This window comes from Bacteroides sp. AM16-24, assembly GCF_003471885.1.
Taxonomy (GTDB): Bacteria; Bacteroidota; Bacteroidia; order Bacteroidales; family Bacteroidaceae; genus Bacteroides.
On the sequence record NZ_QRKI01000014.1, the window covers coordinates 41167 to 62420 of the forward strand.

The following is a 21254-nucleotide window of genomic DNA, read 5'->3' on the forward strand; positions in this document are numbered from 1 at the left end:
TTTGCCGTTTCATAGCGCAGCCACTCGTAACTCGTAACTTGTAGCTCGTAGCTTGTAGCTTATAACATATTACTTTTTAAACTTATTATATTATGATTGAAACTAAAGTATCCAAAGGTATCATCAGTACCTATTTTGAAAAATTAGAAAGGAATCTTGACTTAGACGTTGCTATTGTCGGTGGCGGTCCCTCAGGGATAGTAGCAGCTTATTATCTGGCAAAGGCCGGATTAAAGGTGGCACAGTTCGACCGTAAGCTTGCCCCCGGCGGCGGAATGTGGGGCGGTGCCATGATGTTCAACCAGATTGTTATCCAAGAAGAAGCGATTGATATTGTAAAGGAATTCAATATTAACCACGAGAAGTATGAAGACGGACTGTATGTAATGGACTCGGTAGAAAGCACTTCTGCCCTGCTCTATCAGGCTGTTCATGCAGGTGCCACCATCTTCAACTGCTACTCTGTGGAAGATGTTATCTTCAAAAACAACACAGTGAACGGAGTGGTAGTAAACTGGACTCCCGTATTGCGTGAAGGCATGCACGTAGACCCGTTGAACATTCTCGCCAAGATAGTAGTGGACGGAACAGGACATGACAGCGAAATAGCTGCCACCGTAGCACGCAAAAATGGTATCCGTCTGGCAACAGAAACGGGTGGCGTGATTGGCGAACGTTCGCTGGACGTAGTGGCAGGAGAAAATGAAGTAGTAAACGGAACGAAAGAAATCTATCCGGGATTGTATGTTTGCGGTATGGCTGCATCTGCCGTTTCAGGCACTCCGCGCATGGGACCGATCTTCGGTGGAATGTTAATGTCAGGAAAGAAGGTTGCTGATGAAATTATTGCGAAGTTGAAGAAATAATCTTTTGCAGATTACCTTTTCTTATGTATATACGGGCGAATGATTATTCGCCCGTATACCTTTCTTTCCTGTAAGAGTATGATCCGACATTATTTTGCTTTATTACTTCACAATTTTTCTTCTGACAATCATCTGCTGAATAATTAATTTGCCTAACTTTGCTTTCAGTTAATATACCAGTAGAAGTTTGACAAATTAGTATCAGCACATTATGAAATACACTACTCTTATCATATTCTGTTTATTATTAGCTTCATGCAAGCATAACAATACAAACTACGATGCTCAGCAACTTATTCTAAAAGTAGATTTAAAACCCTCGACAATATCCATCCATGAGATTTTCGATAGTATTCAGGTGATACCTTTGGAGACTACAGATAGTTGTTTGCTAAGAGGTCCCGTAAAGGTTATCACCGGGAACAACCGGAACTATATTCTTGACTGGAAAAATTTCCAGGTATTTGTATTTGATGATAAAGGACACTACCTGCACACAATAGGCAAAAGAGGACAAGGTCCCGGAGAATACAGGGAAGTATATGATATGATTGTCGATGAAAGTAAGAATCAGGTAAGGCTACTCTCTCCTTTCGGCAGTCTTTATACCTACGATTTAGAAGGAAACTTCATCAAACAAAACCAATTACCGGAGAAAAGTAATTATCAGGCAATGGAGCAGATAGGAGACAATATCATGACATGGACTATTCCTGTCAGCAGTGATGAGCCTTGCATCACCATCGTAAATGCGGATAACGGTAAAGAAGTGAGCAGTTTATGGAAAGGCCCGCGCATATTGAACTCCCTATCCGGAGGAAGCTTCTATACTTATGATGGAAAAACTTACTTTGCTCCGGCTTTTCACAACAACGAGATTTTAGAAATTACGGAAGATAGTTTGAAGTTAGCTTACAAATGGGATTTTGGGAAGGACAACATCGATATTTCCAAATATAACTTTACGCTAACCGATGATAACCAAGCAGAAGAGGGGAGACTTATGACAGACTATCTGGAAAATGGCACAATACCTTATCTATTAGGATCGCAATACCAGAACAGTAAATACTTTTATGTTTGCTTCTCGTATGGATGGTTCCCGAATCAAACAATAAAACATCTCTTCTACCGCAAAAGTGATGGGAAAAGCTTTTTCTTCAAAGACACCCAAGAGGATATATCCATCAGACCACAGGCTTTTGAAGAAGAATGTATTGTGCTGTTTGCCTCGTATGACGACTTCGAAGCATACAAATCCATACTAAGTCCGGCAGAGTATCAGAAAATAATATCCAGGAATGAAGAGGATAACCCTTGCCTGATTAAACTATATTTTAAATAGGAGCGTTATCCGGCAGCTTCTTTCAGTCTTCCGAAGTGAGAAAGGACTTTTTTTGCATCCTCCCACGTCCGGTAGCGGTTCCAGATATCTCCCAGCAAGGCTGCACCGCCAAAACCAAGGGCTTTTATTTCTGAAAGGTTCGCCGCGCTTATTCCACCTAAAGCAACAACTTTTTCATTAATAATCCTTTCTGCTTGTGCCTGTCGTAAGGCTTCCTGAGAATATCCCGAACGATATCCCTGTTTGGAAATGCTATCATAAACAGGACTCATCAGTACATAGTCAAAGTGGGAAGCCATAGTTTTCACCTCTTCAAGGCTATGGCAAGCACGGCTCAGTAATCCCTGATACCCTTCCGGTGCTTCCGAATGACGGGAATTCAAGTGAATTCCCCCCAAAGAAAACTCGTCTTTCAGCGGAAAGAAATCATGAATAACAATCTGTTTCCTGTATTCCATAGGAATCCCATGCAAAAGATTCCCGACTTCATGAGCCGTAGCATCCGGCTTGCGCAGGTGCAGCAAGTCCAGTCCGACTTCAAATAGTCCGGTGATGATTCGGGCTTCCTCCGGAATGAAATCCGGAGACGTAATAACAATAAGTTTCATATCTCTATTCCTCAGTTAAGGGATTCACCGGATTTACCAAATATGGAAAATGACACAAAGGTCCGTTCCCCTGCCCTATATGTAAATCTTTCCCGGCTTCAATGGCCTTGGTTATATATGTTTTAGCCAGCTCCACCGCTTCATACAGAGGGAATCCTTGTGCCAGAAAGGTTGCGATAGCCGAAGAAAGAGTACATCCCGTGCCATGCAGGTTTCCAGAATGAATGCGTCTGGCACCAAAGAGATGGAGTTCATGCCCGTCATAAAGCACATCACACATTTCGTTGCCTGTCAGATGCCCTCCTTTAACCAGACAAGCACAGTGATATTTCTCATACACCAGATGTGCGGCATGTTCCATATCATCCACCGTATGGATGGGTTGTTGCAGCAATACTGCTGCTTCATGCAAATTAGGGGTAACGAGAGACACTTCCGGAAGCAATAGCGTACAAATAGCTTCCACTGCTTCATCCGTCATCAGATTGTGCCCACTGGTAGAAACCATTACCGGATCGAGAACCACCTGTCGGGGTGAATATTGATGTAACAACCGTGCAATTTCACTGATAATCTCCACATTTCCGGTCATACCTATCTTGATGGCATCCGGTCGTAAATCTTCCATCACTGCCTGCATCTGCTCACCTACCAGTTCTGCCGGCACAGGATGGACGGCCTGCACGCCTAATGTATTCTGCACAGTAATTGCAGTGATTGCCGTAGCAGCATATCCTCCCAATGCGGAGATAGTCTTTATATCTGCCTGTATGCCTGCACCACCGGAACTGTCGGAACCGGCAACGGAAAGAACAATCGCTTTCTCTTTCATAGCTCCCATTTCTTCATACACTTCATTTTTATAGGTTATGACTTATAAAAATGCTATAAATTTCTTTTATATCAAGTATAACTTATAAAAGAATATCATATTAATCTGATAACACTTCCCGTCCTACTACTCTCCCAAGCCGCTTCAATCAGCCGGATAACACCAAGAACTCCGCAGGCATCACTTTGCAAGACCTCTCCTTTACGGACATGCTGATAAATATTCTCATAGAAAGCAGCATAGTTACCTGGAAGAGTTGGATAGGATTCACGCACCACATCCCCATTCTTTTCCGTATGAAGTATTCCCCACTGGGATTTATCTTCCTCTCCCCAATGCGGAGTATCCGGCTGTATGCCTTTAGTTAGATCTGCTTCCTGAGGATCAAGACCGTACTTCACATACGAACCTTCCGTACCATGAAGTACAAATCGAGGTTCATTCTCACACATTAGATAACTGGCTTTCAGTGTAATCTTCACTTCCGGCGCATGGGCAGGTTTCAGTAAATGGATAATGAAGTAATCATCCACTTTGCCACCGGTACGCAAAGTTGCAATATCGGCAAATACAGCTTTGGGCATACCGAACAACTGCACAGCCTGATCTATGACGTGGGCACCCAGATTATAAGTCAGGCCTCCGCCACTCTCCCCGGTTTCTTTCCAGGTATTAGGTTTGATGAAATTCCGGTAACGGGGAAAGGTGGATTCAAATTCTACCAGACGGCCTAACAGTCCTTTGTCCAATATTTCTTTCACGGTCAGGAAGTCGCAATCCCAACGGCGATTCTGGTAAACACTCAGGGTTAGTCCTTTTTCCGCAGCAAAAGCCACAAGTTCTTCCCCTTCCTCTACGGTAGTAGTGAAAGGCTTTTCCACAATAACATGTTTTCCGGCTTCAAGAGCACGACGGGCATATTCATAATGGGAACTATCCGGAGTATTTACAACAACCAGTTCCAACTCCTCCATCCCTATTAATTCTTCAAAACTACGCACAATACGGGATTGTGGATATTTCATCTTCGACAATTCCTTGCTGCGTTCCGTAATCGCAGTCAACTCAAAATGGGGATTGGTGGAAATAAAAGGAGCATGAAACACCTGCCCCGACATTCCGAAAGCGGCCAATCCAGTTTTTATCTTATCCATACAACTTTCTTTTTCTTGCAGCAAAACTAATGAAATTATCATTTATTTGCCACATAAAACAATGACTATATAACAATCCCTGCAAGATTTATTATCTGCATTTGTACACTGTTATAGTTTTTTTAGCACAATGAGAGCTTGATTCATTTCAATTGCCTTATTCCATATTTCCTGTAACTGACTATAATACTCGGAAGGCATAACAGAGGAATTCAAGCTGAATGAATAGTTCACAATGACATTGTTTCCGTTTCTTTGAATCATATATTTGCATTGCAGTTTACCATCTTCAGTCTTCACTACTTGCGAGTGAGGTATTTCTTCCACTTCGTATCCTTCGGGAAGCGTCAGTGCACAAGAGAGATTCAACCTATACAGATAAGGGAACTCAACCGGAAGTATTCGCTCCGACTGTATAAAGGGGTTCTTGGTCAACTGCGGGAAAAGCATCGGATTGATATAGATGTGGTCCTCCGACTTCTCTGCTTCAAGTATAAAATCAAAATCTTCCTGTATGGTTGCAAAGTCATCTTCCATCTCTGTTCGTTTCAGATTGCTGATAGCCAGCTTTTCTTTAACCAATTCCTGCTTATTTACAAGAGAGTCTTTTGTCTGGTACTCTTTCCTATATCCCAATGCATCATGTCCCTTCAGAATAGTAGTCCGGCGCCCCGTTATCTGACTTCCCTGAGCATTCGCACTAATCTTCATAAAAATCTGGTTGGTAGGTATCTCCTGCAAATTCACCCACTTCTTATTTTCAGGTATATCCGCAGAAAGTATACGTGCTTTAGTTACAGACAATTCAACGGGTAGCACATTAAGAGCCGGTATATCCATCGAGCCATCCAGATAAACATATTTACCTTTAACCTCATCATAAATAGCAACCACAAAAGTGTTCAACTTCTGAAGGGAAGGGAAACTAACCGGCAACATTCCTGCAGAGCGTCGACTCATGACAACAGGATAAGCTTTGATACCAAAGCTTTTGAGCATGCCGATAAATATAAAATTTAAATCAGCATTACTGCCGGTTCCGGTCTTAAGTACTTTATCCAGATTTTCGCTATACAATTTATATTCTCCATTCCATGAAAACTTCTGCTTTAGCAATTGGAATGTTCCTATTACTTTTTTGTTAAAATCCAAATTGCCTGAACGGCTAAGTTCCCGAATCTCTTCAATATATGGATTCCGCCACAACAAGTTCGCACCGAAACTCTTACTCTCTTCCCTGGTCAGTTGCTTGTCCACATCTTCCCAGTTCTGGCTATAAGGCTTATAGTCTTCACCCGGATAATTAGTGCCTTGCAGATCGAAACTGACCTGTATTTTATAGTCCTCCGGGCACCAACAGAAAGATTCATCCTGACGGATAGCAGGCAAATTCCGGGAGGTGAATGTTAGTTTCCGTGCCGAAATAGAAAAGTCATGGGCAACTCTTGCTACACCACTTGTCGTATGTTGCTTAGCCTGCATCGAACTTTTCTCTTCCAAGACATCTATATATTGACGGCCTCTGAACTCAACATTGTATACAAATACATGAGGAATGGTTATTTCATATTGGTTGTATACTACAGGAAGTTCTTCCTGCATCATCCAGTTTTCTATGTGCACAGAATAATCAGAAACCACTTTATAATGATACTCTATAACCGTTCCAACCTTGACAGCAGGCAACGAAAACTTTAATACTTTGTAATAGCTATTCACCCGTTCATCGGAAACCAGTTCCCGCTTCAGACGAGTCTTGGTAGTTTTCCCATTTTCAAGATTATAAGAGCATCCGTCCAAATCACGAATACCATCTTTTTCTTTATCTCTGTCAGAAGGCGCATAGTAAGGAATAGCCACATCTGCATGCGATACCCCCTGCGGTTTCAATATCTTAATACGCACCCAATGTTCCGTAAACAGCCGAAAACCATCATCGTAAGTAAAGCCACTCTTACCCTTATGAAATAAATAAACTGCAGTCGCAGTGGTATCAGGGACATACGCAGTCAATGCCAACTCTTCCTTGGAGGGTCTACCATACTTTAAATCAGGCTCAATTACAGTAGTAGCTTGTTGTGCGAAAGCCATCGGAAAGCACAAGAAAATAAACACATAAAATATAAACAACTTGTTTTTCATGATTTGACTTTTTGAGGTTACCAATTATACAAAAGTAATAATTAATACAATACAACGGTGACTATCTTATAAAAAAATAAAGACTCATTACCTTGTAACTTCGCAAGCATGTCATCAAATTGAAGATTGCAAATTTAAGATTCTGACTTCTATAACCCTAAGAAATTGGATATTAAACTAAATTCTTACATGAAAATCATACTAATTAGTATGGGGCTCAATACGATTTGTACATTATGAACAGAGATATAAAATATAGCTGAAAGCCCGATGAATAAGGCGATTGAAGGCTATTAGGGTATAAACTATAAATTCAAAACAAAATGTAACATGATAGAACATTTATCTAACGCGATCAAAGCAAATGTCCATCAAAACATGTTTTAAATATAACATGATTTATAAATATAGCCATTTCTTTCCATTTCAAAAAATTATTTCCTGCCTTTTGACTTGCTACGAATAATATGAGACTGCTTTATAAGTGCTCTACGAGTACATACAGGACTTCCTTCTGCAAGACCTGCATGCAATAGGGTATTCTTTGTCATTCCAATTATATTCGCGTCTAAAGCCTCAAAAATGGCACTGATGCTGCCAAAATAGAAATCTTTCTTTTCAAAAATCAAATGTACATGAATTACCTTGTTTGATTCCATAATATGGGTGTTTTTATTGCAAAGATATTCCAAATAATAATAATATGGAAGTTTTTAGATGAGAAAATATAGATAAAACTCATAATTTAAATATGAAATATTCAGTAATTATTGGATTCCAACAAAAACAGATTTTAATTGTTAATTTATAGTTAAAATATGCAATGGGCATACAAACACGCATTCAACACGCATGATTAAAAAAAACAAAATGTGTCACAACACGCATTCAACACGCATTCAAAATATGTGTTTATGTAGTGTTGAGTTTGCCCCTATAATACATAAAATACGGAGTAAGTGATTGTTTTTAAGGTTGAGTTATACCCTATAATACATGTAAAAATAGTTTTTAAAATGGTAATATGTTGATTATTAGCCTTTTAAATATAATAAACCGTGCTTTGTTGTTTTTTTAAGGCTCGATAAGCTGAAATTAGAACATAATGAAGGAATGATAACTTGTAATAGCGTTAAGTCCTATTTTCAAATGGCTAATAAGTATAAACCCTCCTATGGGAAAGGGAGGGTTTATGTTAATTAATAAATTAAGATGAAATTTTTTCGAAGAATTTACTCCTTGCTTGTGCAATGGGACACTCGAACATTAGGCAAGAATTACAATGAGGGCATTGGTCGATAATGAGCTGTTTTTCTTTCTCTAATTTCCTAATCTTTCTTTCCAACTGAAGAAGAACTCGCTCATAGAAATTGATTTTCATAAATTAAAAGGATTAAAAGGTAAATAATAACAGACTTTTTGCTAATACAGATTTTTCCTACCGCATAGTTATTATCAAACACTTTTTCGCATTAATTTGTTTACGCAATATTGTGAATATTGTAAGAATTATCGCAAGAATTATTATTTTTATGCCCTGTATCTTCATTGGTCTTTGTATAGTTGGCTAATTGCTCTTTTAAATTGTTTATTTCATTCTCTGATTCATCTAATAATTTCAGAAGTCTTTCTATCATTTTTTCCAGTGTCTTATTACTTAGTTTTATGTCTTTTTCGTATTTATCACTATCACTTAAATCATCCTGGTCTTTTATCATAAATTGATTTTCTGTACTGCTATTTACTAAATCTTGATTATTTATCATAGGACCTTTACCTGTTAATAACCATTCAGCACTTACACCTTCGCATTTTGAGAAAACCAATTCATTATCAAAAGTAGAACGAGTCATCCATGTGCTAAGCCCTTGAGGTGTTATGCCTAATCTCTTGGCAAACTGAGACTTATTTCCGTTATTGAAATAATCTATTAGCTGTTCTAACATTCTTTTTTTATCCATATCTATAATATCATTATAAACAAATAGAGAAATAATTCTCATTTTGTTTGCGTTTAATTCTCATTATGTTTATATTTGCACTCAAAAAATGGTTTTCAGCGTCCAAAGTTACGAATTAAACCTAAGAATCAAATATATGAAAGAAGGTTTTAAAACATATATTAGGCATTCTTTCGGTTATATTATACAACTAACAGTGGAACTGCATTTCCAAATTAACAAATTGCGTATTATTAAATGTAAGTTTATGAAGAAAATTGAATGGAGCGATCCTAAAAAGAAAAATGAGGCGTATAAACAACTCATGAAAATGTTCAATACCAGCAAGTGTACTGTAAGTCTTGCTATGAGTTTTAAACGCAACAGCTTAACGGCAGCAAAGATGCGTTATGTAGCTATTAGTGAACTCGGTGGAAAACAGTTAGTGGAAGATAAGGAAAAAGTAAAATCTATAAAGATTCTTGATTCAAAAGGCAATGTAGTAAAATGCATTGAAGAGACTGTATCACGTTTATAATCATAGAATAATAACCATAAAAATACAAAATTATGAAAACTGGAATTATGAAATTTGACATTCAGTACAAAGAAGTAGCCGGGGTTGCTAAAAAGATTGAGAAATTAGCACAAGAACTTTATAAGGTAGCCTCTACAGAAGGCTCCCCAAACGATATTTATGGCTATTCCTCTGAGATAGTAAATATTGTTCGCACAATTACTCCAGTAATAGGTACAACCCCGGCTAATGAACCGTTATTCTCCGAGATTCCCCATTTCGTAAAGATCAAGAACACAGTTCGTGGTAGATGATTGTAAGTTCTCCCGGACAAGTTCAAGAGCTAATACGAAGGTATGTACCAGATGGCTGTTCTTTTTTAGCAAGAAAGCGATTTCTCCTAATTTGAATTTAGAGGAGGAATTCTTATCAGGAATGGTAATATCATAGAAAAGTAGGTTTGGCTTCCAGGCTTCACCATATTGAGCTAATATTTTTAATACTTTCTTTACGGTGACCTTACTTTTAGCTTTACAGAGAATAGTTACTTGATAAGTATCATTCATGGTTATATAATTTAAAGGTTTATTATCAGCTACAAATATAGTGAAATCAAACAAAAATGGAACTATAAATGATGATTGTAATATGTATCCTTTTATGGTGGATTGGAAATTCATTGGATGAAATAAAAAACAAAAAGCAATAGTATGGTCTATTATAAAAAGGAATGTCAACAATTGACGAAATATCATGCTGAAATAGTAGTTGTCGATAGTTATGACGACCGTGGAATTCCATTGTTTGCCATTCGTACTATTGTTAAAGCTATAGGCATGAAAAGTGGAAGAAACTCTTATTGGGGAGTCACTTTTGACGAACCTCTAAGTGACGGATCGAATGCTGTAGCTTATAGTTTTGTGTTAGCATATAGTACATCTCATACAACAAATGATGAACGATTGAAAGCATATCATCCATCATGGACTCTTACCTCAGAAGATGAGAATATTCTTATAGAACGTAAACATCTGGCTTTAAAAGCAATCGATGAATTAATTGATTAATATACTTAATATGAGAACCTTTAGGAAAATTCAGAAAATAGCCTTTACTATAGGTATAATCTATGGCCTGTGGCTTGGTATCAATGTAAATGCAACAGATAACGATGCAACTGCTGCATTCGTAATTGTATCCTTGTCTCTTGTGATAATGCTATCCATGTTTATTCCAGAGAAATCTGGCAAGTCGAATGGATAATACAGATATATTTTGCTCGATTTTTGGTTAATAACTGCTTAATGCAGGAACCTGTTTCGGTTCGTGAGGATAGAAACAGTCTTTTCGTAAAAATCTTAAAATAGAGGAGTTAACATGGCTATAATTTATAACGGTAGAATTGGCGTATTAGCCAACGAGCTAATCATTTATAATCCTAAAAGAAATAGAGGAGGAAAAAATGGTTTCTTGTCAGAAGGTACATATCAATCAATGGTTAAACGTGGTCAGCTTTATGTCTTACAACGTAGCGCCCCTGGCAAATCCGCAATTATAGATTACGATACAATGAGAGATGATATAAAAAAACAATATGTAGTTAAAAGTGGTGATCCTCGTGCTCAGCTTGCAGCTCAATTGTGCAGAAATGTATTGGAGGATTCCATTGTTTATAGCACCGAGGCGTTTGAGTATTATACAAATACTTATCGTTACGATGAGGATAAGAAACTTCCGCCTGCCAAGATTGATGAATACACCATGAATGTTCGCGTAATTGAAGCGATTCTTTCTGAGAAAGAAGGTCATCGTGCTCAGGCTGTAGGCAGCAAGGAGCGGATACCTGTGTGGGAACGTCTCTGTAATCTCAGCAATGACCTGCTTACATTACGGGACCCTCTTGGAAAGCCTCTTTTCCCACATACATTGCCGAAGAACGCCGCATCTCTCAGACGTAAATGTTGCCAGTATGAAGCTGCCCGGAGAATAAGCAAGGAAGAAGGCTATCGGTCTCTTATCCATAAGAATTATGGGAATAAGTCTGCCGCTATCGTACAGGATGAAGATGGAGAAGCAATACTTCACAAGTTAATCTCTTTACATAATAATCTTAACAGTAAACAGATTATGGATGAGTATAATAAGGTGGCTGAAGTTATGGGTTTGAAGGTTATCAGCAGCCCGGTCACTGTAGATGGGTATAAAAAGAAGATGGAGCTCACCACGATGTCCGGACGTCGTGGCAAGAAGGTTGTCGCCAACACCCGGATGATGCAGATACATCGTACAGCTCCGACGCAAGCCCTTACTTATTGGACGCTGGACGGATGGAAGGTTGAGCTGTTGTACCAGAAACAGGACATCAGGGCAAAGAATGAGAATGGAAACGAAAAAAGATACAAAGTTACCAATTACACCCATCGTAAGACCGCGGTTATTGTGCTGGATGCCAGTTGCAAGTACCCTGTCGGATATGCTATTGGAGACAATGAGTCTTCCCACCTGATCCGTGAAGCGCTTCGCAACGCCATCCGGCATACAAAACAACTGTTCGGGAAGCGTTACAAGCCTCTGAATTTGCAGAGTGATAATTATGGTAATGGAAGCATAACGCCTTTTTATCAGGCTATGTCCCATATCTATGTGCCGGCAGCAAAGTTTAACGCAAAAGCGAAAATCATAGAGCCATATTTCCACTATCTGAATGTGGAGTATTGCCAAAAGCAGGCTAACTGGTCCGGCTATGGAATCACATCCCGAAAAGAGAACCAGCCCAACCTGGAGATGTTGAACGAGCATCGCAAGATGGTTCCGGACGAAGCGACTTGCATCGGGCAGATAGAAGCCATGATTGAGGCGGAACGGGCAAAACATCTGGAAGAGTTTATGGCAGCTTGGGAAAGAACCGGGGATTCTTCCAAATTGCCTTTCAGCGATGAGGAATACCTGTTGTTGATGGGAGAAACCAGCGGGCGGACCAACCATGTAAATGGTGACGGCCTTCGCTTGGAAATTCAGGGCGAGCGCATTAATTACGATACCTTCGACATTTCCCTGCGAGAACATTATAACGAAGACTGGATAGTCCGTTATGATCCCGAAGATATGAGTCGGGTACTTATCAGCAATGCGGTACGTAAGGGACTGAAAGATGCGGGTAAAGAAATTGGGAATCTTCGCTATATAATGCAGCGGTGTATGAAAGTTCCGATGGCTCTGACCGACCAAAAACCGGAACATTTTGAATATCGTAATAAGGTGAAAGACTTCAATGATAGGCTGAAAAAGCATATTGCGGATAAGGAGGAATGCGTTGACGAACGCATCAAATGTATTCATCAACGTATTCCCGAGTTAATAAACAACACTCTCCTTGACCGTTACCTGATAACAAACAGCAGAGGCCAGCATAAGGATGAGCGTGAAAGGATGAGAAAAGAGGCTGACGAGGCAGAATTTGAAGAACTCACATCCCAGGACATGCAGCCGGCAGCCGTTTATGATGACGATGATTATGAGTTCAATCAAGCTGACATGCAGTTTTCAAGATAATTAAAATAACTTTTAAAATCAGTTTAAAAATGGATAACCAAGGATTAAAACAGTATATCGAGAATCTTATCAAGCGTGGAGCTTCGGCAGCGGAGATTGCGCGTAAATGCGGTGTTTCTGATGCTGCAATGTCCCAGTTCAGAAGTGGCAAGTACGGTGCTAAAGAGAATGCTCTTGCCGAGAAAATAGCTTCCGCATTGAATTTTTATGAGAATACATGGAAGATCGTAGACAGTGTTACAAGTTACCGCCAGATACGTACAGCTTTCAATGTGGCAAAGCGTAATCGGAAATGGATATGTATTTCCTCTCGTTCAGGAAGTGGAAAGACACAGTCTCTGGTGGACTTGTATAATCTCAGCATGGACAACTCCGTCATCTATCTTAAGTGTCGTAAATGGACAGCCCGCAAGTTCCTTACCAAGCTTGCTATATGCCTGGGAGAATCAGTTACCCGCTACATGGATAATGATGACCTATTGGAATTGGTTGTCTCTCATTTTAACCGCATGGCGGACAAGAATCCGGTTTTGATACTGGATGATGCCGGGAAATTGTCCCATTCTGCAATCTGTACCTTTATTCCTTTGTATGATGACACTTTACACCGTCTGGGCGTTTTGGTTGCCGGAACCGAGACCTTGGAACGCAATATCAAACGCTATGTAGGAAGAATTGAGGGATATGATGAAGTTGACAGCCGTTTCGGCCGTAATTACATCTCTTTGTTGGGGGCGACCAAAAAAGATACCTGTGCCATGTGTGAAGCCAATGGAATCACAGATAAAGCACTTCTGGCTTATATCTGGGGGAAACTGGATAAGCAGTTGAAACAGCCTTCAGAAGATAAGAGTAGGCAAGTGTATTTCTGTGACGACTTACGTGAGATTGCCGTAATGATTGAAAATGAACTGATACATCAACAGCTTCAAAATGGGGAGATTGTATGAAAGTGCTAAGTTTGAAGAACGTCGAAGATATGAAACATGATCCTATTCCTTTCGAAGGTGAATGGTATCAGGCCTTCGGAAGACCGGAAAGGTCCGGCATTTGGATAATCTATGGAAAATCGGGGCAAGGAAAGACCCATTTTTCGTTGCTTATGGCCCGGGAGTTTGACAGAATGGGATTCCGGACGATGTTCATTCCGTTGGAAATGGGATACAGCAAAGACTTTAAGGAGGAAATATGGGAGGCAGGAATCCGAAGTGGGATCAGCAAGATAATCCTTAGCGATAGCTTTGACGGTATTAAGGATCTGGATGAATACCTGAGTCGTCAGCGCAGTCCTGATGTCATCTTTATCGATTCAATACAGTATTTTGTCGCCCAATTTGGTGTACGTGCCGAGGATGTGATAGCTCTTCGTAAAAAGTACAGGAGTAAGATATTTATATTCATCTCTCATGTGGATGGTAGGGAGGTTGACGGCCGGGTAGCCTATGACGTAAAACGTGACTCCTTTAAACGGATTTACATAGACAAATTTAAGGCAACCTATATGGGACGTGGCAAGGGAGGTCCCAAGGGGTATTACATCATATGGGAAGAAGGATATCAGAAAATGAATTTGGAACTTTTAAAAGACAATGCGTATGAAGACAACGATTACCCGGGGAATCAGTAATAAACAGATTGCCGCTTTACATGCTGCTTTTCGTAAGATTGGCATTACAGACAGAAATGATCGCATAGAATATATCAACAGTCAGATAAACCGTAATGTGGAAAGTACCAAGGAATTGACTCTTGATGAAGCGAAAAGTCTACTTGCAGGTTTGTATGCAAGTAGAAGGCCGGAGGTGGCTTTGCTACAGGTTGAAGCCCGTAATCTTGTTCATGAAATTTATGCCTTGTCCTTTAAAATACCTTTTCTGAATAAGGACTATTCAGAATTGGATAGTCCGGAAGATATAGAAATGAATAAGGCAAAAATTAGTGCATGGACTCGGAAGTATGCCAAATGCCGTAAACCCATTTCACGAATGACAGTAGATGAGTTGTACGCTGTGAAGATACAGATGCGTGATATCATCACAGGGATCAAGAGGAAAGGAGGCGATTGATGGATAAAACAGGTAAGCAAATACGCTCTGCGAATGCCGAGCACCGCGCCAATCTTAAAGAATGGCTCAAAGAAAGTGATAAGCGTTTAAATGATCTTGAAGAACGTCTTAGCCTTCCCCAAACAATTTCTGAATATGAAAGAATGCTGGCTGAATACCGGGTTGAACTATATCAGAATAGAGTGAGGCGTGATGAAGTCGGGAAGGTGACAGAACAGTCCACAGAACAAGTAAAAGTTAAGGGATATAAAAAGAAAAGTTGCCGTTGTTTAAAGAAAAGATTATTAACCCAATAAAAATAAAAAATATGGATTTATCAAAATTATCATCAGAAGAACGTGCCGCCCTGAAGGCACAACTGGATGCCGAAGAAAAGGCAGAGCGTAATCGTATCGAACAGGAACGTGAGGCATACAAGCAATTGGTGGATGCTACGGTAAAGGCATGCGTGACGAAACTCCAGAAACTATCGTCCGAAATGATGCGCAACAAACAGGAGGTTTTTAATGAATTTTCCGCAGTCATCAACATGAAGAACGAGCTATTTAAAGTGAAAGGAGACCGTCAAAGCGACACCTTTACGACTTCTGACGGCGTGATGCGTATTACATTGGGCAATCGCGTTAATGAAGGCTGGGACGATACCGTAGAAGCAGGTATTGAAATAGTGAAGGAATATCTGGGAACCTTGGCTAAGGACGACAACTCCGCCAATCTTGTGGAAACTGTCATGAGTCTGCTTGCCAAGGATCGAAAAGGTGCGCTGAAAGCCAATAAAGTGTTGGAACTGGAACGTCTTGCAGTAAAGACCCAGGATATCCGCTTTATTGAAGGCATAAATATTATCAAGGCGGCTTACCGTCCTGTTCCCACCTGTCAATTTATCCAGGTGGAAATAAAAGATGAAAATGGAAGTGCCATGACTCTTCCACTTTCACTTTCTGCGATGTAAAGCTATGGCACATATAAAGTATACTTCAATCATTCCAAATGACAAGCCTCATTGGCTGCTTGCCGTACAAAAAGCAGTGGAAAATGCTACAGGAAAAATGTCTTTGCAGGGAAACGAAAGGGATTTTATGAATCTACAGGCTTTCATTAATGCAGAGATAGCGGTCCAACGTTCACACGGTAGCATACGTGCGGAGAAGGTTACTACTGAGATTCGTACAGATGAAGGTAAAACTGTGATTCACATATATCGTAATCGTAGTCTTGTGCAAACCTATTATATTGAATGATATGAGCGAGAAAATGAACGGGGTGCTGATTACAGCACCTCTCTTCGGGGTAGGAAAAGAGACGGTCGGTTGTTTTACCGGTTATGACTGTACATGTTGTAATGGAAATGGGTATGTCCTTGATCCGGAAATTATAACCGAAAGAGTGAAGAAACCTTGTCCTCAATGTGGTGGAACTGGTAAGTTGAAAGGGATTGTTACCGTGGAATGGATACCAGATGGTGAGGTAAGGCCCTATTTTAAAGGAAAGGAGGAAATATGATATACCGTGAGCCGAGAGAGCTTGTTATACGGATTGAGGATAGTTCGTTGGCGCAAGTACATTATTACTGGACGTATTACGGAAAACCATGTGACCTGATTGAAACGGCTGCCAAGACTGATAAACTGACAGCAATATTTCTTAATATGAATAATCCGGATGCAGGATCATTTGTCTACATGCTATGCGATTTGTTGAAAGCACGTATGTATGACAGGCATACTTACCAACCTCTGAGTGTAAATGATGTGTTTTTATAAAATTAAATTTTAACTTTAAAAATGAATAGCCAAAGCAGCATTAACAGTTTCTTATCCGGTCCTTGAGGCTAAGCCAAGAAAAGACTACATTAATCACTTCCGACAGGCTAAACCAATAGAAGGTGTATATTTCACTTCATTTGCCCGGGAAGTGCTTGAAAAGAGAAGCAGACGTAAGTCTGAACACTATGCAGCGGTCTATGACGCAATTATAAGGCATATAGATGCTTTTTCCGAAGAATTTGACTGTGATATATTTACTAACTCTGTAACAGCCGAGTTTCTGGATGATTTCATAATTTATCTGGAGGACCAAGGACTTAGACATAATACAATAGTAGGATATATCCAGAAGATTCAAACGCTTGTTCGTAGAGCTTCGCAATACAACTATGCAGTGGATAATACCTATGATGAAATTGATTTGAAATGCGAGCCTACAAATGCTGTATTCTTGTCAATGAATGAAATCACAAGGATATACTACTACAAGTTTGAGAAACAGGATAGGCGGAAAGCGAAGGAAAGAATCAGGGATTTATTTATAGTTGGATGCCTTACGGCTTTGCGCTACTCTGATTATTCCACCTTAACAAAAGATAATTTTCAAGGCGATTATCTGGTCAAACGGACAAAGAAGACGAATGTTGATGTCAAAATACCATTGCATGCCTATGTGAAAGAAATATATGCTAAGTATAATGGTTTTATTCCATGTGGGCTTTGCATTCAGTATGTCAACAAATACTTGAAAGTTATAATGAGAGAAATCGGTTTGAATGATCTTGTTACTTATTCATTTACCAAAGGTGGTAAACTGATAACGGTTACCCGCGAAAAATGGGAATTGATAAGTAGTCATACTGCTCGCCGATCTGCTGCAACTAATATGTACCTCACTGGCCGAATGAATACGTTTGAGATAATGAAACTCACCGGTCATCGTTCAGAACAGAATTTCTTCCGATATATTCGCTTGACAAGTGATGACACGGCAAGAAGTATTTTAGGAGATATATTTTTTAGAAAATGAAAAATCGAGCCTCTTATATATTTAAGAGGCTCATAAAAAATAAAGAATAAAAATGATAGATTGTGAGGAATGCTTAAAGAAAGATGGTTTACGTAATACTATCTTTATCAGAATGAAATATGCCTATGAGTGTGATTTTATCAAATACCGTAATTTATACATAAAACTTGGGATATCTGATTATAAATCAACTGAATATGCAAGAAAGCATGCTGTTTGGGCTTATTTTATTGAAACCTACTATTCATTACCGGGTATAAAGCATCCGGTAAAAGAAGGATGTAAAGCCTACAATGAAATATACCCATCCCATAAGATCAGTGAATCACGTTTCAGACATCTTATTTCAGAAGCGCGGAAAGATGGTATTTCTTCTATTGTAATAGAAAAGAAGAAAAGCGGTCGTCCCAAAATATATGATGACACATATAAACTTATGGTTTGTCATTTTATGCGTTCAGGAGTTGCTTATAGTAAAGCGGCAATTCATAGGATGTTATGTGATGTTTGTGAAGAACGGAATATGAAATCACCTTCTCTTAAAACAGTCGAAGGATTGTATAATCAACTGATTTCCAATACAAAGATCTATACAGATCGTTATGGAGAAGATAAGATGAAAAACGATCTTATGGGCTATGTCAGCTTAGAAAAATAAAAAATGAAAGTATTCATAAACGTAAGAAATGGTGGCTATTCAGGTGGAATGATATTGGTAGCCGCCAACACTAAAGAGGAAGCTATAAAGGCTTTCAGAGAAGACAAAGAATGTGATTGGATGTGGTATGAGTTTGAGGATGAGATTTATGATGTGTGTTACGGTGAAGATGGATGGATGGAATCCACTGTGTTGACAGCAAATGTAGATACCCCACAAGTCATAGCGGAAAATGGATATAGTCAATAATTCAAAATAAGAAAGTAATGAACTATAAATTAGAAAGCTGGCCGACGTTTAAAAAACGTGAGACTCCTAAACTATATTTTGTTAATGACGGGGTGAAAGGATGGGCTAAAGAAATCATACAGCCTACCATGCGAAAATTAGGATGGTGTTATACTTATGTCGCTGACTATGGAATAATCAAACCCAAAGAATGGGCAAAAAAAGAAGTTGCAGATTTATTACAACTTAAAGACGTAGATAAATCTCACTTTGTCTATTCATTTAGTAAAGGGAAAAATGGCTATATGGATGTAGTTCAGGTATTTTATAAACTTATTAAATAACTCAAAATTGAATAGAAATAAGCTTTGGGCGGCTTTGTAAAACCCACATAAATTTTTGATATGAAAAAGTACATTGGAACAAAACAGATTGAAGCTGAACCTATGACAAAAGGTGATGCGTTTGGGAAACACTTGCTTAGAGAAGGAATCTATGCAGAAGATTTTGATAAGCCCGGCTATCATGTCCGTTATGAAGACGGATATGAAAGCTGGAGTCCTAAAGATGTATTTGAAAAGGCATACAATGTAGCTGATACACCTCTTGACCGTATGTATATCGAATATAATGAGTTGATGGACAAACATAATAAGTTAGTCCTGTTTCTTGGCCGAAAAGATGCTGTTGAAATAGCCGGTGAAAATCAGGTTGATTTAATGGAGTTGCAAAAAACACAGATGCACGACTACCTTATTACCCTGAAAAAACGTATCGACTTAATGAAGAAATAAATATTGTCATACGGTGGTTGAATATCTACCGTATGGCTCAATACAAGATAAATAACGAGTATGAAATACATTCTATCAGAGGAAGAATATAAGGCTTTAATGCCCCGAAAAGAGTACGAGCAAATTAGAAACAGCCTGTTAGAAGAAAATGCAGAGCTTGAAAATGTAATCAACTTACTTAAATCAGAAGTAGTAAGAGATAGGCTATGTGTAGATAGAGGCGATCAAACTTACTGCGATGATTGCAGGTTGGGAATTGCGGGTCTTAACTTATGCACCTCAAATAAAAAGAGTTATTCAAAATAAAAACAAGAAAGATATGAGTAAAATTGATTTGAACGCTCTTCGTGATAGAGCATATAAAATCGCCTGTGAACATGGGTTTCACGATGAAGAATTAAGTAACGAACACTGCCTTTGTCTCGTAATATGCGAGCTTATGGAGGCTGTGGAAGCGGATAGGAAAGGTAGGTTAGGGAAAAAATGTAAGTTACGTTTTAACATAGACTATAATCGTTATCCCGAATTAGTGGAAGAAGAAAAGCGATTTAAGAGTTCTTTTGAAAAGAATGTAAAAGATTCACTTCCTGATGAACTCGCTGATGCTGCTATTCGGCTGTTAGACCTATATGGACTTAGAGAAATTGAACTTGATACAGACGCTTTTGATGATGCAACGATTGGTGAATATGCTATAACTTACCAACATAAAACTTTCACTGAATCAATCATGCACATCACAGTATCTATATCCTCCAATATTAATGTTATTAGTCGTTCTTGTATGGTTCCTGATATGCTACTACTTGATATATTTGGACTTGCAAAGCATCTTGAAATAGATATGTTTTGGCACATCGAACAAAAAATGAGATATAACGAACTCCGTAAGAAGATGCACGGGAAGAAGTATTAACCTTCAAAATAAGATAGTAATGAATGAAAAAGTAGATATGTTCGGAAATAAAGTTTTTTTTATAAAACCATCATTAAGGAAAAAAGAGAAAACACTTTTTGAAGATTATGAGGGGTTTGTTGATAAGTTCAAAACAAAGAAAACTACAGATGATTGCTTCACGCCTCCCGAAGTCTATAATTGTGTTTTGAAATACGTTTCATATAAATGCAACATAAAAGACTCGGAAATAGTACGTCCGTTCTATCCCGGTGGAGATTATGAAAACTGCGAATATCCGGCAGGCTGCGTTGTAATCGATAACCCTCCTTTCTCTATCCTTGCGCAAATTGCAAAATTTTATATAGAGAATGGTATCAAGTTCTTTCTATTCGCTCCTCACATGACATTGTTTTCTGCAAGGATGGAATGTACTAGAATAGTAGTGGGTGCGTCCATAGTGTATGAAAATGGGGCAAATGTAAAGACCTCGTTTATTACTAATTTATTTGAGGATATCATGGTTATGTCTGACCCGTATCTTTACAGAGAGTTGGAAAAAATAAACAAATTGAAGAAAATTAATCTTCCGAAATATAAATATCCCAACGAAGTACTTACCGTGTCTGATGTACAATGGTGTGTGGAGCGTGGTGTTTCAATGTCAATTAAGAAAAGTGATATTTATCATATTGGAAGACTTGACAGCCAAAAGAAACAAAAGAAAAGTATATTTGGCGCAGGCTTTTTATTATCAGAGAAAGCAGCAGCAGAGAAAGCAGCAGCAGAGAAAGCAGCAGCAGAGAAAGCAGCAGCAGAGAAAGCAGAGAAAGCAGCAGCAGAAAAGGATAATACTATAAT

General features: G+C 38.9%; 29 protein-coding genes. 22 read left to right on the plus strand and 7 right to left on the minus strand.

Going from position 1 to position 21254, the window contains the following annotated elements; genetic code table 11:
- The first annotated feature begins 92 nt into the window (after positions 1 to 92).
- Both DW182_RS15635 and DW182_RS15640 read left to right on the plus strand, forming a co-directional pair.
- Complete coding sequence (locus tag DW182_RS15635) at positions 93 to 866, plus strand: sulfide-dependent adenosine diphosphate thiazole synthase (RefSeq protein WP_117694155.1); 774 nt, start codon at positions 93 to 95, stop codon at positions 864 to 866.
- Positions 867 to 1077: 211 nt separating this feature from the next.
- Positions 1078 to 2211, plus strand: coding sequence for a 6-bladed beta-propeller (locus DW182_RS15640; protein WP_118296102.1), 1134 nt, complete (start codon positions 1078 to 1080; stop codon positions 2209 to 2211).
- Between the two features lie 5 nt (positions 2212 to 2216).
- On the opposite strand, the gene DW182_RS15645 is transcribed toward DW182_RS15640, so the two are convergent.
- The 6 genes from DW182_RS15645 to DW182_RS15670 all read right to left on the minus strand — a co-directional run bounded on the left by DW182_RS15645 (position 2217) and on the right by DW182_RS15670 (position 8950).
- Complete coding sequence (locus DW182_RS15645) at positions 2217 to 2819, minus strand: thiamine phosphate synthase (protein ID WP_118296103.1); 603 nt, start codon at positions 2817 to 2819, stop codon at positions 2217 to 2219.
- 4 nt (positions 2820 to 2823) lie between these two features.
- Positions 2824 to 3651, minus strand: a complete 828-nt coding sequence (gene thiD, locus DW182_RS15650; RefSeq protein WP_117694399.1) for a bifunctional hydroxymethylpyrimidine kinase/phosphomethylpyrimidine kinase — start codon at positions 3649 to 3651, stop codon at positions 2824 to 2826.
- 95 nt (positions 3652 to 3746) lie between these two features.
- Positions 3747 to 4805, minus strand: coding sequence for a Gfo/Idh/MocA family oxidoreductase (locus DW182_RS15655; protein ID WP_118296104.1), 1059 nt, complete (start codon positions 4803 to 4805; stop codon positions 3747 to 3749).
- A gap of 111 nt (positions 4806 to 4916) precedes the next feature.
- Positions 4917 to 6947 (minus strand): DUF3857 domain-containing protein, encoded by a 2031-nt coding sequence (locus tag DW182_RS15660; RefSeq protein WP_118296105.1) that lies wholly within the window; start codon positions 6945 to 6947, stop codon positions 4917 to 4919.
- Between the two features lie 434 nt (positions 6948 to 7381).
- The gene (locus DW182_RS15665; protein ID WP_118296106.1) at positions 7382 to 7606 is read right to left on the minus strand and encodes a hypothetical protein; all 225 of its coding nucleotides are present in this window, start codon (positions 7604 to 7606) and stop codon (positions 7382 to 7384) included.
- An 822-nt stretch (positions 7607 to 8428) separates the two neighbouring features.
- Complete coding sequence (locus DW182_RS15670) at positions 8429 to 8950, minus strand: helix-turn-helix domain-containing protein (RefSeq protein WP_233564171.1); 522 nt, start codon at positions 8948 to 8950, stop codon at positions 8429 to 8431.
- Between the two features lie 205 nt (positions 8951 to 9155).
- On the opposite strand from DW182_RS15670, the gene DW182_RS15675 reads away from it, so the two are divergent.
- Positions 9156 to 9425, plus strand: a complete 270-nt coding sequence (locus tag DW182_RS15675; RefSeq protein WP_118296183.1) for a hypothetical protein — start codon at positions 9156 to 9158, stop codon at positions 9423 to 9425.
- Positions 9426 to 9661: 236 nt separating this feature from the next.
- On the opposite strand, the gene DW182_RS22070 is transcribed toward DW182_RS15675, so the two are convergent.
- Positions 9662 to 9970, minus strand: a complete 309-nt coding sequence (locus DW182_RS22070) for a hypothetical protein (protein WP_147400128.1) — start codon at positions 9968 to 9970, stop codon at positions 9662 to 9664.
- A gap of 144 nt (positions 9971 to 10114) precedes the next feature.
- Here DW182_RS22070 and DW182_RS15685 point away from each other — a divergent pair, with 144 nt between their 5' ends.
- The 19 genes from DW182_RS15685 to DW182_RS15770 all read left to right on the plus strand — a co-directional run.
- Positions 10115 to 10471, plus strand: a complete 357-nt coding sequence (locus DW182_RS15685; RefSeq protein ID WP_118296108.1) for a hypothetical protein — start codon at positions 10115 to 10117, stop codon at positions 10469 to 10471.
- 10 nt (positions 10472 to 10481) lie between these two features.
- The gene (locus DW182_RS15690; RefSeq protein ID WP_118296184.1) at positions 10482 to 10667 is read left to right on the plus strand and encodes a hypothetical protein; all 186 of its coding nucleotides are present in this window, start codon (positions 10482 to 10484) and stop codon (positions 10665 to 10667) included.
- Positions 10668 to 10781: 114 nt separating this feature from the next.
- A complete protein-coding gene (locus tag DW182_RS15695) occupies positions 10782 to 12956 on the plus strand; it encodes a hypothetical protein (protein WP_118296109.1) in 2175 nt (724 codons plus the stop codon).
- Between the two features lie 29 nt (positions 12957 to 12985).
- On the plus strand, positions 12986 to 13906 hold the full coding sequence (locus tag DW182_RS15700) for an AAA family ATPase (protein WP_118296110.1): 921 nt from the start codon (positions 12986 to 12988) through the stop codon (positions 13904 to 13906).
- Entirely contained in the window at positions 13903 to 14583 is a 681-nt protein-coding gene (locus DW182_RS15705) for an ATP-binding protein (RefSeq protein WP_118296111.1), read from the plus strand. Before DW182_RS15700 ends, DW182_RS15705 begins: the two co-directional genes overlap by 4 nt.
- A complete protein-coding gene (locus DW182_RS15710) occupies positions 14552 to 15022 on the plus strand; it encodes a hypothetical protein (RefSeq protein WP_147400129.1) in 471 nt (156 codons plus the stop codon). Before DW182_RS15705 ends, DW182_RS15710 begins: the two co-directional genes overlap by 32 nt.
- Positions 15022 to 15318, plus strand: a complete 297-nt coding sequence (locus DW182_RS15715; protein WP_118296113.1) for a hypothetical protein — start codon at positions 15022 to 15024, stop codon at positions 15316 to 15318. Before DW182_RS15710 ends, DW182_RS15715 begins: the two co-directional genes overlap by 1 nt.
- An 11-nt stretch (positions 15319 to 15329) precedes the next feature.
- The gene (locus tag DW182_RS15720; protein ID WP_118296114.1) at positions 15330 to 15974 is read left to right on the plus strand and encodes a DUF3164 family protein; all 645 of its coding nucleotides are present in this window, start codon (positions 15330 to 15332) and stop codon (positions 15972 to 15974) included.
- 4 nt (positions 15975 to 15978) lie between these two features.
- A complete protein-coding gene (locus DW182_RS15725) occupies positions 15979 to 16263 on the plus strand; it encodes a hypothetical protein (RefSeq protein ID WP_118296115.1) in 285 nt (94 codons plus the stop codon).
- 1 nt (position 16264) lies between these two features.
- A complete protein-coding gene (locus DW182_RS15730) occupies positions 16265 to 16525 on the plus strand; it encodes a hypothetical protein (RefSeq protein ID WP_118296116.1) in 261 nt (86 codons plus the stop codon).
- A complete protein-coding gene (locus DW182_RS15735; protein WP_118296117.1) occupies positions 16522 to 16785 on the plus strand; it encodes a hypothetical protein in 264 nt (87 codons plus the stop codon). The genes DW182_RS15730 and DW182_RS15735 overlap by 4 nt, the downstream gene beginning before the upstream one ends.
- Positions 16786 to 16900: 115 nt before the next feature.
- The gene (locus tag DW182_RS15740) at positions 16901 to 17818 is read left to right on the plus strand and encodes a site-specific integrase (protein ID WP_199678602.1); all 918 of its coding nucleotides are present in this window, start codon (positions 16901 to 16903) and stop codon (positions 17816 to 17818) included.
- Positions 17819 to 17870: 52 nt separating this feature from the next.
- Positions 17871 to 18476: a hypothetical protein gene (locus DW182_RS15745; protein ID WP_118296119.1), complete on the plus strand. Its 606-nt coding sequence runs from the start codon at positions 17871 to 17873 to the stop codon at positions 18474 to 18476.
- A 3-nt stretch (positions 18477 to 18479) separates the two neighbouring features.
- On the plus strand, positions 18480 to 18725 hold the full coding sequence (locus DW182_RS15750) for a hypothetical protein (protein ID WP_118296120.1): 246 nt from the start codon (positions 18480 to 18482) through the stop codon (positions 18723 to 18725).
- 17 nt (positions 18726 to 18742) lie between these two features.
- Positions 18743 to 19048: a hypothetical protein gene (locus tag DW182_RS15755; RefSeq protein ID WP_118296121.1), complete on the plus strand. Its 306-nt coding sequence runs from the start codon at positions 18743 to 18745 to the stop codon at positions 19046 to 19048.
- 60 nt (positions 19049 to 19108) lie between these two features.
- A complete protein-coding gene (locus DW182_RS15760; RefSeq protein WP_118296122.1) occupies positions 19109 to 19498 on the plus strand; it encodes a hypothetical protein in 390 nt (129 codons plus the stop codon).
- 60 nt (positions 19499 to 19558) lie between these two features.
- On the plus strand, positions 19559 to 19804 hold the full coding sequence (locus DW182_RS22075; RefSeq protein ID WP_147400130.1) for a hypothetical protein: 246 nt from the start codon (positions 19559 to 19561) through the stop codon (positions 19802 to 19804).
- Positions 19805 to 19817: 13 nt separating this feature from the next.
- Complete coding sequence (locus tag DW182_RS15765) at positions 19818 to 20414, plus strand: hypothetical protein (protein ID WP_118296185.1); 597 nt, start codon at positions 19818 to 19820, stop codon at positions 20412 to 20414.
- A gap of 19 nt (positions 20415 to 20433) precedes the next feature.
- Positions 20434 to 21254: chromosome partitioning protein ParB (locus tag DW182_RS15770; protein ID WP_118296186.1), on the plus strand; the 821-nt coding region annotated here is incomplete at its 3' end.